We start from the raw sequence: 16415 nt of genomic DNA on the forward strand, positions 1-16415 counted from the left end.
GCTGCCGATTTGTCACATTGACATTATTGCTGCTGCGCTATCCAGCGATCGACCTTGGCTTCCAGTAATTTCAAAGGCAGGGTGCCGTCGCTGAGCACCACTTCATGGAATTTCGGCAAGCTGAACTTGTCGCCCAGTGCCTGCTGCGCGCGCTGGCGCAATTCCAGAATCTTCAGTGCGCCTATCTTGTAGCCCAGCGCCTGGCCCGGCCAGGCCATATAACGTTCCGTTTCACTCTTCGCCACGGCGTCGTAGCCCAGGGTCTCGCGCATGTACTGGATGGTTTGTTCGCGCGTCCAGCCCTTGGTATGCAAGCCCGTGTCGACCACCAGGCGCACGGCGCGCAGCATCTCGTCATTCAAGTGGCCGAAGTATTGCGCCGGATCGTCATACAAGCCCATTTCCTTGCCCAGGGTTTCCGCATACAGGGCCCAGCCTTCCGTGAAGGCATTGTTGCCGCCGAAGCGGCGGAAGTTGGGCAAGTCCATTTCTTGTACCAGCGCCAAATGGAAATGGTGGCCTGGCTTGCCTTCGTGCAGGAAGAGGGTGGTCATGCCGGTGCTGCCATATTCTTTCGGGTCGGTCACGACGGACCAGAATACGCCGGGGCGCGAACCATCGGCGGCAGGGGCCGTGTAGTGGTCGGCGGCCGTGTCGCGGCTCAGTTCAGGCTCGAGACGCAAGTCCAGCGGTGCTTTCGGCACCAGCGTGAACAGGGCTGGCAACTTGCTGTCGAGCACCACGTTCAGCTTGCGGTAGACATCGAGCACTTCCTGGTCCGTCTTGAACGGATGGTATTTGGCTTGCGCCGCCACCCAGGTAGGCAGGCCGGCGGCCGGGCCGGTGTAACCCATCTTCGGTCCCACGATGGCGAACTGTTCCTGGATGCGGGCCACTTCCTTCAAGCCGATGGCGTGGATCTGCTCCGGCGTCATGTCGGTGGTGGTGCCGCTGGCCACGCGCGCCTGGTACCAGGCGGCACCATCGGGCAGGGCGCTCCAGCCACTGCTGCTGCGGCCGGCCGGCAAATAATCTTTTTCCATGAAGGTGGCCAGGCGCTGCAGAGCAGGCATCAGCTTGGCCTGGATGATCACCGTGTAGGTTTGCGTCAATCGCTCTTTGTCGGCAGCCGAAAAACTGGCGGGCAGGTTCTTGATCGGCGTGTAGTACACGCTGGCCTGTGGCGTATCGCTGACCAGCTTCTTAAATTGCGGCAATGCCGATTCCGTCAGTGCGCGGGGCAATACGATGCCTTTTTGCATGCCGACGCGCATATTGGCGATGGCCTGGTCTATCCAGGCGGGCAATTGCCCCAAACGGCTCAGGTAGGCGTTGTATTCCTTGACGCTGGTCAGCGGTTGCGAGCCTTCGCCGCCCGCATAGTTGGCCAGGGTCACGGGCATGCTATCCATCTGGTTCAGCGGCAGCAGGTGTTCCGGGAAACGCTCGAAGCTCAGGGCCGAGGCCAGTTCATAGTCGAGGATGTCGTAATTGATCTGATCGTGCTGCGACAACTGCTGGCGCGCGATGGCCCGCAAGCGCTTCTGGAATTGGTGGTAGAGCACAAACTGTTTCGCGCGCGCTGCGGGCACGATGGAAGAGCCGAGCTGGTCGTCAAAACGGTTGTCGCCACTCTCCGTGGCATTGACGGGATCGAAACGGGCGAGGGCATCGTAGTACTGGTCGGCCAGCACTTGCAACTGTTGCTTGGCTTGCGGCGCGCTGACGGCGGGGGCCGGCGCGGCGGCCTTGATGGCGGGCTGGGCAGCTTGCGCCAAGGGCGCATAGGCAAACAACAGGGAGGCGGCCAGGGTGCCGAGTGTGCCGGCGGTAAAACGATGCTTCATTCGTTATGTCCTTTGCAAGGAGGTAAGGGAGGCGCTCTGGGTGGCTGGCCGAGGTGGGTTACCGGCCTGTAGCCAACCCACAAGCATACGCCATGACCCAGCTCGTTTGCATAAAAACGTAGAGCGAGCGTGGCTATTTGGCTGCAGCCGGCAAGGCTGCTTTCATCGCTTGCCAGTGCGCGCTGCGCAAGGGTACACAGGCGGGGCAGGGGTGGGCGGCGATCAGCTGAGTGATGCCTTGCGCGCGGACTGCCGTTTGCGGGTGCGACGACAGCCAGCCGGGCGCGGCTGTTTCTTCTTTGTTGTCCAGTTTCTGGAAAAAGCTCAGCATGCCATCGGGGCGTATCTGCGCGCGTTGCAAGGCGTATAAACCGAGCCGGTCGGCCTCTTCTTCCATGTCGCGGCTGAAATACAGGGTGCCAGCCTGGTGGGCCACCATGGCGGCCACGGCGCTGATGTCGCCGATGCTCACGCCGACCAGCGCGCCCCAGCCCAGGCTGCTGATCATTTGCCGCAAGGAATGGCGCTGCTCCACATGCTGCACTTCATGCGCCAGCACACCGGCCAGTTCGCCGGGGTCGGCCGCCTGGCGCAGCAAGCCCGTATGCACGACGATAATGCCGCCCGGCATGGCAAATGCATTGACGCTGTCATCCTGTTTCACCAGCCAGCGGTAGTGATAGCGTGTACCGGTGGTCAAACGCTGGCCTATCTCTTCTACAAGTTGCTGTGCGGCGCCTTGTTCCAGCAGGCCGCCCTGGCTGCGCACTTGCGCCAGCGCCATGTCGCCCAGCTGTTTTTCCGCCGACAAGGGGATGTGGCCCGCCAGCCAGGCGATGGTATTGTTGCCCTGCCACCACAGCAGCGCTGCCGCAACGACAGTGGCGCCCGTCAAGCCGGCCAGCCAGCGGCCCACTTGCCGCCGGTTGCGCTGGCGCTCGCGCCACAGCTTTTGCAATGCTGGCTGCAGCGCGGCGGGCGCGCTGGCCAACAACGTGGCGACGTCGTCCGGCGTGGCGGCTTGCAGCGCCATTTGGCGACCGTTGCCATCTAGCCAATTGAGGAATAGTTGAGGCTGATCCATGCCGCCGACGCTGATGTTGAGCTGCGCCACATCGACGCTGGCGATTGCGCTATCGGCTATCGACAATTGCTGGCCGAAAAAATGCGCCGTTAGCGGGCCCTGCGGAGCGGCGTTGGACGTATGCAGATAGGCCAGGAAGGAATTGCTCATGGTGATAGGGCGCGTGTAGGCCGCGCTGCTCAGTCTGGTTGTCTATTATCCCACGCACACGCCGGGTTTGCCGCGCCCCTTATATGTTTTTCGCATAAGCACAGTGTGAATTAATTGTAGATATTTCTTTCGAGCAGGAATATTCTAGTCAGTCATGCGCGCTGAGATCAGCTCAGCTTGCCTCATGCTTACTCTGGAGTTTCACTATGCGTATCGCCGCCAAGTCCACTATTACCGCCTTGCTCGCCAGTGTCATGTTTGCCGGCGCCGCCATTGCCGCCGCTCCAGCCCCGGCTGAACCGGGCGCCGCGCAGCACTTGCCATACAACACGGCTGCCGACGCCAAGGCCGATGTGGCCCACGCGCTGGCGCAAGCCAAGGCGGCCCACGTGCCCGTGCTGCTGATCTTTGGCGCCAACTGGTGCGAAGATTGCCGCGCGCTCGACAAGGCATTGAAACAAGGCAAGAACGCGGAACTGATGCAAAAGGAATTCCGTGTCGTCAAAGTTGACGTGGGTAATTTCGACCATAACCTGGACCTGGCCACGGCCTATGGCAACCCGATCAAGAAGGGCATTCCAGCCGCCGTACTGGTGTCGAGCGAGAACAACCAGGTGTTGTACGCCACCAAGGGCGGCGAACTGGCCAATGCGCGCCGCATGAGCGAAAGCGGCATTTTTGACTTCTTTACGCATGCGGCAAGCGTCAAGTCGCCAGCGCTGTAATCCTGTCAGGCAGGCAAGCCATGGGCAATCAATTCCAGCGGTAATTCCGTGGTGAATTTGATTTGCTCCATGGAAAAGGCGGACGACACGCCCGTCAGCTGCACGGCTTTGATCAGCTTTTTGTAGAAGGTGTCGTAGCCCTTGATATCGGTGGTGACGACTTTCAGCAGATAGTCGATATCGCCGCTCATGCGGTGAAATTCCTGCACTTCGGGCAAGACGATGACGGCGGCGGCAAAACGGCGCAGCCACTTTTCATCATGCTGGCCCGTGCGCACGCTGACAAACACCGTCACCGGCAAGCCCACTTTTTGCCGGTTGACGATGGCCACCCGGTTCTCGATATATCCCTCTTCTTCCAGCCGCTTGACCCGCTTCCAGCATGGCGTGCTGGACAAGCCTATCTTTTCGCTGAGGGCGGCGATCGACAAGGTGCCGTCGCTCTGCAGCGCGGCGAGGATGGCGCAGTCGAATTTGTCCAGCGAGACATCTGGTGAGTTCATTTCGATATATCCCGGTTTTATGGCATGAATATGCTACATATTACATCTTTTGCAGTGTTGTTTGGCATATCTTTACGGCGGCCAGGCGCTAAACTGATCACCATGCTTACCTCCGCGCCTGCTGCGCCCTAATCCGCTTTATAGACTGCCATCATGAAAGAAATCTACCTCGACAGCAACGCCACCACCAGCGTGCTGCCCGCCGCCGTCGCCGCCGCAAAACAGGCGATGGAGCAAGGCTACGGCAACCCCAGCAGCACACACGCCACGGGACTGCAGGCGAAAGCGCTGCTCGATGGCGTGCGCCGCCGCGCCACCAGCCTGCTGGGCACGGGCGAAGGCAGGCTGATGTTCAACAGTGGCGCCACCGAGGGCATACAGACGGCCGTGCTGTCGGCGCTGTGCGCGCTGCGCGAACGCCGCGAGGCAGGCAAGCACATCGGCAGCCTGCTGCTGTATGGCGCGACCGAACACAAGGCCGTGCCGGAAGCCCTCGCGCACTGGAACCGCTTGCTGGGCCTGAACCTGGAATTGCGCAAGCTGCCCGTCGATGCGCAGGGCCGCCACGACCTGCAGGTATTGGGCGAACTCATCGGCGATACGGCCATGCTGTGCACCATGGCGGCAAACAATGAAACGGGCGTCATCAGCGACCTGACGGCGATCGCGCAATTGCTGCAACAGCACGGTGCGGACGCCTACTGGATGGTCGATTGCGTGCAGGCATTGGGCAAGCTCAAGCTGAACCTGGCGGCCACGCGCATCGATTACGCGCCGTTTTCCGGCCACAAACTGTACGCGCCCAAGGGCATAGGCATGCTGTATGTGCGCAATGGTGCACCGTTTACGCCCTTGCTGATGGGCGGCGGCCAGGAAGCTGGCTTGCGTTCGGGCACTGAAAACATGACCGGCATCGCTGCTCTTGGCGCCGTGCTGGAAGCGCTGGACGACGGTAAAACCTTCCGCAGCCACGCTGAACTGTCCATCTTCCGCGAGCGCCTGGTGGCCAGCCTGCAACGGGCTTTCCCCGGCATCGTCTTCAATATGCCGCTGGCCTTGTCGTTGCCCACCACGCTCAACTTCAGCGTGCCCGGCCTGTCGTCAAAAGAATTGCTGGACCTGTTCGATGCAGCGCGCGTGCGCGTCAGTTCTGGCAGCGCCTGTTCGGCTGCCAAAGCCCTGCCCAGCTATGTGCTCGAAGCCATGCACGTGCCGCAATGGCGCGCCAGTTCGGCCATCCGCATGTCTTTCGGCCCCCTGATCGACGCGCACACGATCACCGAAGCCTGTGCACGTATCGAGCGCTGCGGCGAGGCGCTGCGCAGCAATTGTTTGTTGCCATCTGCTTCCTTGCCCGTACCTCATGACGGCGTGCTGCAATTGACGGCTGACGGCGCCAGCACCTGGCTGATCAGCGACGCTGCCAGCGCTACATGCGTGATCATCGACCCGCTGGCCGCGCTGGTGCCGCGCCTGGCTGCCTTGCTGCGCTGCCAGCGCTACAGCGTCTCCGCCATCGTGTTTACCGCCGCGCCGGCCGACCAGGGCGCCGCCCGCCAGGCTCTGTTGCAAGCGTTGGAACTGGCACAAGCTGCGGAGGTCGATGGACAAGCTGAACTGGCCTTGGGCCAGCAACGCTTGCGCCGTGTCGATTGCGACGGGCAGAGCGTGTATGTGCTGGGGCAAGAGTTTGCCTTTACCGGCAGCCTGGCGCCCCAGGCGATGGCTCCCTTGCTGGACGCGGGCCTGCTCACGCTGGACACCGTGCTGTGTTCCGCACGCGGCGATCAGCTGTGCAGCAGCCTGCGCGCCGAGCAGGGCCAGCCGGCATCCACCCCCTTGCAGCTCGACGCCAAGGGGCTCTCCGCTTTCTTGCAGCAACACCGCGATGCGATACTGGTGGATGTGCGCGAAGGCCATGAACAGGCCGCTTGTGTGGACGATGTCTTCGAGGGCCTGGCCATGCATAGCGTACCGCTGAGCCGTCTGGCGGAACAGGTCGGCGCCTGGTTGCAGCAGCCACAGCGGCCGTTGGTATTTTTCTGCCGCAGCGGCAATCGCAGCGCACGTGCCAGTGCTTGCTTGCGTAGCCTGGGTCATGGTGCTGCCTGGCAATTAAATGGTGGTCTGGCCATGGTCGCAGCGATGCACGAGACGCTGGTAATCGCCGCCTGAGGTAATTTGCTTTTACGCTAGTCTGACGCCCTGTCGCATGGCGGCGATGCCGTGCTACAGGGTATTAATTTCTTCAAAGAATCTTTCCCTATTCTTCCCACCTGATTTCCTCCGCGACAGCCCGATAATGCGCGGGCTTTGTACGCTAGCGCACGGTGTTGCGTGGCAGGCGCCCCTACGATGAAGTTCAGAAAATCTCCCTGATCCCGAGATTCACCGCAACGCCATGGCGTTACGCTGTCCATTTCTGCCTGTGCCCGCCATTACCCTGGTGTGCGGCACGGCGGCTCTGGTGCGCCCTTGCCTGCGGTTCATTGTGTTTTGCGTATGTTTTATGCGTTATGCGTATCCTATGCGCGCACCGAGTGAGGCCCAAGTTGAAAGAGTACACTGCCGCCGTCAAGGAAAAACTGTCCCGTTTCAAAGGCATTTTTCAAGACCCATCCCCTTCCTCCTTCATGTTCGACGCTGCACGCGATGATGACTTGCCGCTGCGCTCGGAATTGTTCAGCGCCATGCAAATGGCGGCCCATGGCAAGAACGTGGCCACCGGTCACGCAGTGGGCAGACGCCAAGGCCGCGACCGCTTGCTGGCCCGTCTGGCCGATAATGCCGCCCTGATCACGGCCACCGTCAACGAACTGACTGCTACCGTGAAAAGCGGGCGCCAGGTCACGCCCGCCTCGGAATGGCTGCTCGATAATTTTTACCTGATCGAAGAACAGATACGCACCACGCGGCGCCACTTGCCGAAAAACTACAGCAAGGAATTGCCGCGTTTGACGTCGGGCCTCGATGTGGGTTGTCCCCGCGTCTACAAGATCGCGCTGGAAATCATTTCGCATGGCGATGGCCACGTCGACCTGGAAAACCTGTGCCACTTCGTCGAAGCGTATCAAGATGTCGCCACCCTGACCCTGGGCGAATTGTGGGCCGTGCCCATCATGCTGCGCCTGGCGCTGATTGAAAACCTGCGCCGCGTGGCCGCGCGCGTGGCCGACGACCGCATGCAGCGCGACCTGGCCAATACCTGGGCCGACCAGATGACGGAGATCGCCGAGCGCAATCCCAGCGGCTTGATACTGCTGGTGGCCGACATGGCGCGCTCGAATCCGCCCATCACCAGCGCCTTCGTGGCCGAACTGGCGCGCCGCCTGCAAGGGCAGAGCGCTTCCCTGACGCTGGCCCTGTCGTGGCTGACGCACCGCCTGGCCGAATCGGGGCTGACGATAGAACAGCAGATCCAGGCCGAAATCGGCCAGCAGGCGGCTGACCAGGTGTCGATCTCGAACAGTATCGTCAGCCTGCGTTTCCTGGGCACCATGGATTGGCAGGAATTCGTCGAAACCATGAGCGTGGTCGAACAGACCTTGCGCCTGGACCCGGCCGGCACGTATGGCGCCATGGATTTCGCCACGCGTGACAGCTACCGCCATGCCATCGAACGCATCGCCAAGCGCAGTGAGCGCAGCGAAGTGGAAGTGGCGGAAATGGCCGTGCAGCTGGCGCACACGCATGGTGCGGGCAATGATGCACGCCGCGCCCATATCGGCTTTTACCTGGTCGACAAGGGCGTGCTGATACTGGAAAAGCAGGCGGGCGCCAAGCTGCCGTTTATCGAAGCGCTGCAACATACGGCGCGTGCGGCGCCGTTGACCGTGTATCTGGGGGCGATCGTCTTTTTGACCCTGGCGGCCAGCGCACTCTTGCTCGACCATGCAGCGCGCAGCGGCGTGCATGGCTGGCTGCTGGCGCTGGTGGGCTTGCTGTCCGTGCTGGGCAGCAGCCAGCTGGCAGTGGCGGTGGTGAACTGGGTGGCTACCTTGCTCACTTCCCCCCACCCTTTGCCGCGCATGGATTACACGGACGGCCTGCCGTCGGATGCGCGCGGCATCGTGGTCGTGCCTACCCTCTTGTATAGCGCTGAAAATGTGGTCCAGCTATGCGAAGCGCTGGAAGTACGCTACCTGGCCAATCGCGACCCGAACCTGCGTTTTTGCCTGCTGACGGATTTTGTCGACGCGCCCACGCAGACATTAGCTGGCGATGACGCCTTGCTGCAGCAGGCGCAGGAAATCATCCGCGGCCTGAATGACAAATATCGGGTGGAAGGCCAGCCCTACAAGCAAAATGGCGATCCGGCCGAGCGCGCAGACCTGGGGCAGGTGGGCCCATTCCTGTTGCTGCATCGGCCCCGCCTGTGGAACTCGCAGCAAAATGCCTGGATGGGGCAGGAGCGCAAACGGGGCAAACTGTCTGACCTGAATGCCTTCTTGCGCGGCGAGGGGCGCGACAAATTTTCCCTGGTCGAGGGTGAATTGCGCGGCTTGCGCACCATCAAATACGTGATCACGCTCGACACCGATACGCAGCTGCCACGCGATGCGGCGCGCCAGCTGATCGCCACCATGATGCATCCGCTGAACCGCCCCGTACTCGACGCCGCCGGCACGCGCGTGGTGGCGGGCTATGGCATCTTGCAGCCGCGCGTGGCCGTGGCGCTGCCCAGCGCAAACGCCTCGCGCTACGAGCTGCTGTGTGGTGGCGAGCCGGGCATCGATCCCTACACGCGCACGGTGTCCGACCTGTACCAGGATGTGTTTTATGAAGGCTCGTTTATCGGCAAGGGCATCTATGACCTCGATATGTTCGAGACTGTGCTGGGCCAGCGCCTGCCTGACAATAAAATCCTCAGCCACGATTTGCTGGAAGGCTGTTATCTGCGCGCGGGCCTGCTCAGCGATTCGCAACTGTACGAAGAATATCCGGCCCGCTATGACGCCGACGTGAGCCGCCGCCAGCGCTGGATACGCGGCGACTGGCAATTGATAGGCTGGCTGCTGGGCCGCGTGCCTGGCCGCGCCGGCAAGCGCGAACGCAATCCCCTGTCGATGCTGTCGCGCTGGAAGCTGTTCGATAATCTGCGCCGCAGCCTGGTGGCGCCGGCCACGACCTTGTCGCTGCTGCTGGTATGGGCCTTGATGCCGCAAGTGGCTTTCTGGAGCGTGGCCGTGCTGGCCATCATCTTCCTGCCACCGGTGGTGTCGGCCCTCTACGATTTGCTGCGCAAGCCGCGCGACACTTTATGGCGCCAGCATCTGGCCGCATTTGAACGGCGCTGCGGGGTCCAGTTTTCACATGCCATGCTGACCCTGGTCTTCCTGCCTTACGAAGCCTATGTCAGCCTGGACGCCATCGCGCGCACGCTGTGGCGGCTGGCCATTTCGCACAAGCATTTGCTCGACTGGCGTGCTTCCAATCTGCATACCTCCACTGGCCGGCAAAGCGATAGCTGGCTCGCCATGTGGTGCTCGCCCGTGCTGGCGCTGTTGGTCAGCGCTGCCTTGCTGTACTGGCGCCCGCAAGCCTTGCCGGCTGCCGCCGTCATCTTGCTGCTGTGGCTAGCGGCGCCCGCCATCGCCTGGTGGATCAGCCGCCCCATCGAGCGTGCGGTGGCGCGTTTGTCGGCCGAGCAGGGCATATTTCTGCATGGTCTGGCGCGCAAGACCTGGGCCTATTTCGAGACCTTTGTCGGCCCCGACGATCACTGGCTGCCGCCCGATAATATGCAGGAGCATCCGACCCAGGTGGTGGCGCACCGTACCTCGCCGACGAATATCGGCCTGGCCCTGCTGGCCAACCTGAGCGCTTACGATTTTGGCTATATCACCATGGGCCAGCTGATCGAGCGCAGCCGCGCCACCTTGCGCAGCATGGGCGAGCTGGAACGCTACCAGGGCCATTTCTATAACTGGTACGACACGCAGACGCTCAAGGCGCTGCAACCCATGTACATTTCGACGGTGGACAGCGGCAATCTGTCCGGCCATTTGATGACCTTGCATCCCGGGCTGGTCGAACTGTATGACGCGCCCATATTGGGTACGCAACTGGCCGACGGTATCGTCACGACCGCGCAAGTGCTGCAGCAATGCCTGATCGCCGAGGGCCACAGCCGCGCGGTGCCCATCATACGCGATGCGCTGGCGCTGCTGCAGAAACCCACGGTACCAATCACCTTGTCCGAGTGGCATACCTATCTGCAGAAGGCCAGCGAGGCGGCTGAAACGCTGCTGTCGCAAGCGCTGCCAGATGGCGATACCGATGGCGAGTCGGCGATGTGGTCGGGCGCGCTGGCGCGCCAGTGCCGCACCGGCCTGGCCGAACTGCTGCTACTGGCGCCGTGGGCCGCGCAACCGGGCCTGGATGCCACCTTTGACCGCGTGCCCACCCTGCGCGAACTGGCGAACCTGGAAGCGCCGGACGGCACGCCGCAGGAGCTGGCAGCCTTGCTGGCACAGGGGCGCGAACAGGCGAACCGCCAGCTGCGCGACATCGCCCAGGCGGCGGGCCAGGCGCGCGACTTTGCGCAGATTGAATACGCATTCCTGTATAACCCGTCGACCAAGCTGCTGTCCATCGGCTACAACGTCAGCGAGCGGCGTCTCGACCCCAGTTACTATGACTTGCTGGCCTCTGAAGTGCGCCTGGCCAGCTTCATCGCCATCGCCCAGGGCCAGCTGCCGCAAGAGCACTGGTTTGCGCTGGGCAGGCAACTATGCATGGTGGCTGGCCAGCCCGTGCTGCTGTCGTGGAGCGGCTCGATGTTCGAGTATCTGATGCCGCTGCTGGTGATGCCGAATTACCCGAACACCTTGCTCGACCAGACCTATCATTCCGTGATCGAAGCGCAGATCGATTATGGCCGCCAGCGCGATGTGCCGTGGGGCGTTTCTGAATCTGGCTACAACACAGTCGACGCCAGCCTCAATTACCAGTACCGCGCCTTTGGCGTGCCTGGCCTGGGCTTGAAGCGGGGCCTGGCCGATGATCTGGTGATCGCACCCTATGCCTGCATGATGGGCTTGATGGTGCAGCCTGAAGCGTCGTGCCAGAATTTGCAGCGCATGCAGGCGGCTGGCTATATGGGCCGTTATGGTTTCTTCGAAGCCGTCGATTTCACCACCGCGCGCCTGCCGCGCGGGCAAAACAGCGCCGTCATCCGCTCCTTCATGGTGCACCATCAGGGCATGGGTTTCCTGGCCCTCAGCTATCTGCTGCACGACCGCCCCATGCAGCGCCGTTTCGAGTCCGATCCGCTGCTGCAATCGGCCTTGCTGGTGCTGCAGGAACGCACGCCGCAGGCAGGCGCCTTTTATTCGAACACGGCCGAACTGGCGGTGCTGCGCAGCGGCGCGGCCGAGCAGGCCATGCCGATGCGTATCCTCACGCAAGCCAACAGCGCCGTGCCCGAAACGCAGCTGCTGTCGAATGGCCGCTATCACGTGATGGTCAGCAATGCGGGCGGCAGCTACAGCCGCTGGAAAGACTTGTCCGTGACGCGCTGGCGTGAAGACGGCACACGCGATCATTGGGGTAATTTCTGCTATCTGCGCGACCTCGATGACGATGCCGTCTGGTCGACGACTTACCAGCCGACGCTGGTCGATCCGAAAAAATACGAAGTGATTTTTTCGGAAGGGCGCGCCGAGTTCCGCCGTTCCGACCATGGCCTGGACCTGTACACGGAAATCGTCGTCTCGCCCGAAGACGACATTGAAATCCGCCGCACGCGCATCAGCAATAATTCGAACCGCCAGCGCCGCATTGAAATCACCAGTTATGCCGAAGTGGTGATGGCGCCAGCGGCCGCCGATGCGGCCCATCCTGCCTTCAGCAAGCTGTTCGTGCAGACGGAGATATTGACGCAGGAAAACGCCATTTTGTGTACGCGCCGTCCCCGCTCGAAAGAGGAGCAGATGCCGTGGCTGCTGCATGTGATGACGGTGCACGATGCCGACCGCTATACCGTATCGTTCGAGACGGACCGCGCGCGCTTCATCGGCCGTGGCAACACGGCGCAACTGCCGCTGGCGCTGCAGGAAAGTGGCCCGTTGAGCGGAGGCCAGGGTTCCGTGCTGGACCCCATCGTGGCGATCCGCTATGTCATTACGCTCGAACCCGATCAGGCCGTCACCGTCGATAGCGTGACCGGCATGGCCGAGCAGCGCGATGCGGCCCTGCACCTGATCGACAAATACCAGGACCGCCATCTGGCCGACCGCGTGTTCGAACTGGCGTGGACGCATAGCCAGGTGGTGCTGCGCCAGCTCAATGCCAGCGAAGGCGATGCGCAGCTGTATGCGCGCCTGGCCAACGCAGTGATTTATCCGAATGCCACCCTGCGTGCCGAAGCGAGCGTCTTGATCAAGAACCAGCGCGGCCAGTCCGGCCTGTGGGCGTATGCGATCTCGGGCGACCTGCCCATCGTGCTGTTGCAGATACGCGATCCGGCCAATATCGAACTGGCGCGCCAGATGGTGCAGGCGCACGCTTATTGGCGTTTGAAAGGCCTGGTGGTGGACCTGGTGATCTGGTACGAAGACCAGTCGGGTTACCGCCAGCTGCTGCACGACCAGATCATGGGCCTGATCGCGTCCGGCATCGATGCGCAGGCGGTCGACCGTCCGGGCGGTATTTTTGTGCGCCTGGCCGAACAGATCGCCAATGAAGACCGCATCTTGCTGCAATCGGTGGCGCGCGCCATCATCAGCGATACGCGCGGCACCCTGGCCGAACAGGTCAAGCGGCCCGCCAGCCCGGTGCTGCGCATGCCGCCTTTGATGCAGGACACCAGCCGCGAACAGCCGTCGCTGCCGCACCGTGCGCCGGAGCGCGAGCTGATACTGGAAAACGGTCTCGGCGGTTTTACGCCCGATGGCCGCGAATATGTGATCACCACCAGCGACACGCAGCAGACCCCGGCGCCGTGGTCCAATGTGCTGGCCAATGCGCAATTCGGCAGCGTGATTTCCGAGAGCGGCCAGGCCTATACCTGGAGCGAAAATGCGCATGAATTCCGCCTCACGCCATGGCATAACGACCCGGTCTCGGATCTGTCGGGCGAAGCGTTTTATGTGCGCGATGAGCAGAGCGGACATTTCTGGTCGCCCGCCGCCCTGCCGGCGCGCGGCAGCGGCGATTACGTGACGCGCCACGGCTTTGGCTACAGCGTATTCGAGCATAGCGAAGGGGGCGTCACCACTGAGCTGACCACCTATGTGGCGCTGGATGCCGCCGTCAAGTATTCGGTGATCAAGGTGCGCAACGACAGCGGCGTACCGCGCCGCCTGTCCGTTACCGGTTATGTGGAATGGGTGCTGGCCGACTTGCGCCCCAAGTCCAGCATGCATGTGGTGACCGAGGTCGACACCGTCAGTGGCGCCCTGTTTGCGCGCAATAACTACAACACCGAGTTTTCCGGCCGCGTCGGCTTTTTCAATACCGACGCCAGCATCCGTTCCATCACCTGCGACCGCAATGAATTCATCGGCCGCAATGGCAGCATGGCGCAACCGGCCGCCTTGCGCCGCGTGCGTTTGTCTGGCAAGGCGGGCACGGGCCTGGATCCGTGCGCGGCGATCCAGGTGCCATTTGAACTGCAGCCGGGGCAGGAGCGCGAGATCGTCTTTGTGCTGGGCGTGGGCGGGCGCCGCAATGCCGACGCCAGCACCATGGTGCAGCGCTATATCGGCAAGGATACGGCCCGCGCTACCCTGGAAAAAGTGCGCGCTTATTGGGATACCACCTTGGGCGCCGTGCGCATCGAAACGCCGGAGCCATCGCTGGACGTGATCGCCAATGGCTGGCTGATGTACCAGACTATCGCCTGCCGTTTGTGGGCGCGCAGCGGCTATTACCAGTCGGGTGGGGCCTATGGCTTCCGCGACCAGCTGCAAGATGCGATGGCGATGGTGCACACGGCCCCGCAACTGCTGCGCGGCCATCTGCTGCTGTGCGCGGCCCACCAGTTCGTGGAAGGCGATGTGCAGCACTGGTGGCATCCGCCTGCGGACCGGGGCGTGCGCACGCATTGCTCGGATGATTACCTGTGGCTGCCGCTGGCCGCCTGCCGCTATGTGATTGCCACCGGCGACCTGAATGTATTGTCTGAAGTAGCGCCCTTTATCGAGGGGCGCGCCGTCAAGCCTGAAGAAGATTCGTATTACGACTTGCCGGTGCGTTCGGGCGAATCGGCCGACCTGTACGAACACTGCGTGCGGGCCGTTCGCCATGGCTTGCGCATGGGCGTGCATGGCTTGCCGCTGATGGGATCGTGCGACTGGAATGACGGCATGGATAAAGTCGGTGAACACGGCAAGGGCGAAAGCGTGTGGCTGGCCTTCTTCCTGTATGAAGTGCTGCAGCGTTTTGCCGAAGTGGCGGTGCTGCGCGGCGACGCAACGTTTGCCCAGTTCTGCCGCGATGAAGCGGTGAAACTGGCGGCCAACGTCGAAGCCAATGCCTGGGACGGCGAGTGGTACCGTCGTGCGTATTTTGATGATGGCACGCCACTGGGATCGCACGAGAACGAGGAATGCCAGATCGATTCGATTTCGCAAAGCTGGGGCGTGCTGTCGGGCGCGGCCAACAAGGAACGCGTGGCAGGCGCGATGCGCCAGGTCGATGCACGATTGGTGCGCCGCGATTCGGGCGTGATCCAGCTGCTCGATCCGCCGTTCGATAAATCAGCCCTCAACCCGGGTTATATCCGCGGTTATGTGCCCGGCGTGCGCGAAAACGGTGGCCAGTACACGCATGCCGCGATCTGGACGGCGATGGCGTTTGCCCGCTTGGGCGAGGGTGAAAAGGCGTGGGAACTGCTGCGCATGATTAACCCGGTACGCCACGGCGTCGACGCGCAGGCGACGGTGCGCTACAAGGTCGAACCCTATGTGGTGACTGCCGATGTGTATGCCGTCTCGCCGCACGTGGGGCGCGGCGGCTGGAGCTGGTACACGGGGTCGTCGGGCTGGTTGTACCGGCTGATCGTCGAGTCCTTGCTGGGGGTAACGCGCGAGGGCAATCAGCTGCGCATCAAGCCCTGCATGCCGGACGATTGGGATAGCTACAAGCTGCATTACCGCTATGGCGCCAGCAACTATGCCATCACCATCGAGAAAGCGCAGGGCCGGCAAACCGGCCTGTCGCTCGATGGCGTGGCAGTCGAGGGCGAGAGCATCACCCTGCGTGACGAGGGGCGGGAATATAGCGTGCTGTTAAGGATCTAAAAGCCCAGCAGCCTGCCTGCACCCAGCAAGGTCGCCACGCCCAGCACGGCGAAGACAATCGCCGCGATGCCATGTACCAGCGGCAGCGAGACCTTGTTGGCGATCCGGTCGCCCAGGTAGACGGCCGGCACATTGGCCAGCATCATGCCCACGGTGGTGCCCAGCACGACGGAATAAACGTCGTGATAGCGCGCCGCCAGGGCGACGGTCGCCACCTGCGTCTTGTCTCCCATCTCGGCCATGAAAAAGGCGATCAGGGTCGTCAGGAAAACGCCATATTTGGCCAGCTTGGCGTCGTCTTCATCGATCTTGTCGGGGATCAGGGTCCAGGCAGCCATCACGAGGAAGGACACGCCCAGCACCCAGCGCAGCACGTCGGGTCCCAGCATGCTGGTGATCCAGGCGCCGACGGCGGCGGCAAAAGCGTGGTTGACGATGGTGGCGACCAGTATCGCCAGCACGATAGGTAGGGGCTTGCGGAATTTGGCAGCGAGAAGAAAAGCCAGGAGTTGGGTTTTGTCGCCGATTTCAGCGAGACCGACGATGCCGGTGGAGATGAGGAATGCTTCCATGAGATTGCAAGAGGTACGTGGGCCGGACGAATTAACCAATGATCCAGGGGCGACTCCGGCCCATGCGGCCGCCTCGGATCAATGGTCTCGTCAAGTTCTACAACCACCTGCACCATGGCCTGCGGGCCAATTATGTTGATACAGGTTCCCGCAGCAGGACTGCGGGACGACTACTCCCCAATGTTCGAGGCGAATCATACGCCGATGGCCGCTTTCGCGCCAGTGCGGCAAGCGCCTGTTGTCAGCTGCCGACAACACAGAAAATGATCGTTTTGAAAACAGCCTGGA

Annotated in this window: 7 protein-coding genes and 1 riboswitch; of the genes, 3 read left to right on the forward strand and 4 right to left on the reverse strand. The window is 62.2% G+C overall.

The genetic code is table 11. From position 1 onward, the window contains the following. Positions 1–23: 23 nt before the first annotated feature. Together HDE72_RS01395 and HDE72_RS01400 are read right to left on the reverse strand one after the other, a co-directional pair. Positions 24–1847: a DUF885 domain-containing protein gene (locus HDE72_RS01395; protein ID WP_183736963.1), complete on the reverse strand. Its 1824-nt coding sequence runs from the start codon at positions 1845–1847 to the stop codon at positions 24–26. A gap of 133 nt (positions 1848–1980) precedes the next feature. Next, positions 1981–3081: a M48 family metallopeptidase gene (locus tag HDE72_RS01400; RefSeq protein WP_183736964.1), complete on the reverse strand. Its 1101-nt coding sequence runs from the start codon at positions 3079–3081 to the stop codon at positions 1981–1983. Positions 3082–3287: 206 nt separating this feature from the next. Here HDE72_RS01400 and HDE72_RS01405 point away from each other — a divergent pair, with 206 nt between their 5' ends. Then, entirely contained in the window at positions 3288–3806 is a 519-nt protein-coding gene (locus HDE72_RS01405) for a thioredoxin family protein (protein WP_260176344.1), read from the forward strand. 5 nt (positions 3807–3811) lie between these two features. Here HDE72_RS01405 and HDE72_RS01410 read toward each other — a convergent pair whose 3' ends face one another. Next, positions 3812–4309, reverse strand: a complete 498-nt coding sequence (locus HDE72_RS01410; protein WP_183736965.1) for an Lrp/AsnC family transcriptional regulator — start codon at positions 4307–4309, stop codon at positions 3812–3814. Between the two features lie 153 nt (positions 4310–4462). Between HDE72_RS01410 and HDE72_RS01415 the strand changes: the two genes are divergently transcribed. Both HDE72_RS01415 and HDE72_RS01420 read left to right on the forward strand, forming a co-directional pair. After that, complete coding sequence (locus HDE72_RS01415) at positions 4463–6484, forward strand: aminotransferase class V-fold PLP-dependent enzyme (protein ID WP_183736966.1); 2022 nt, start codon at positions 4463–4465, stop codon at positions 6482–6484. Between the two features lie 458 nt (positions 6485–6942). Next, positions 6943–15555: a glycoside hydrolase family 94 protein gene (locus tag HDE72_RS01420; protein ID WP_183737185.1), complete on the forward strand. Its 8613-nt coding sequence runs from the start codon at positions 6943–6945 to the stop codon at positions 15553–15555. On the opposite strand, the gene HDE72_RS01425 is transcribed toward HDE72_RS01420, so the two are convergent. Then, the gene (locus HDE72_RS01425; protein ID WP_183736967.1) at positions 15552–16127 is read right to left on the reverse strand and encodes a TMEM165/GDT1 family protein; all 576 of its coding nucleotides are present in this window, start codon (positions 16125–16127) and stop codon (positions 15552–15554) included. The two genes, HDE72_RS01420 and HDE72_RS01425, sit on opposite strands and share 4 nt — an antisense overlap. Positions 16128–16135: 8 nt before the next feature. Further along, positions 16136–16318: riboswitch (yybP-ykoY riboswitch) on the reverse strand. Positions 16319–16415 lie beyond the last annotated feature (97 nt).

Source organism: Janthinobacterium saanense (genome assembly GCF_014200675.1).
GTDB lineage: Bacteria > Pseudomonadota > Gammaproteobacteria > Burkholderiales > Burkholderiaceae_D > Janthinobacterium.

Excerpts from the sequence above, each read along its gene's own strand:
- HDE72_RS01395 (WP_183736963.1), bottom strand. The coding sequence starts at position 1,847 with ATGAAGCATCGTTTTACCGCCGGCACACTCGGCACCCTGGCCGCCTCC.
- HDE72_RS01400 (WP_183736964.1), bottom strand. The coding sequence starts at position 3,081 with ATGAGCAATTCCTTCCTGGCCTATCTGCATACGTCCAACGCCGCTCCG.
- HDE72_RS01405 (WP_260176344.1), top strand. The coding sequence starts at position 3,288 with ATGCGTATCGCCGCCAAGTCCACTATTACCGCCTTGCTCGCCAGTGTC.
- HDE72_RS01410 (WP_183736965.1), bottom strand. The coding sequence starts at position 4,309 with ATGAACTCACCAGATGTCTCGCTGGACAAATTCGACTGCGCCATCCTC.
- HDE72_RS01415 (WP_183736966.1), top strand. The coding sequence starts at position 4,463 with ATGAAAGAAATCTACCTCGACAGCAACGCCACCACCAGCGTGCTGCCC.
- HDE72_RS01420 (WP_183737185.1), top strand. The coding sequence starts at position 6,943 with ATGTTCGACGCTGCACGCGATGATGACTTGCCGCTGCGCTCGGAATTG.
- HDE72_RS01425 (WP_183736967.1), bottom strand. The coding sequence starts at position 16,127 with ATGGAAGCATTCCTCATCTCCACCGGCATCGTCGGTCTCGCTGAAATC.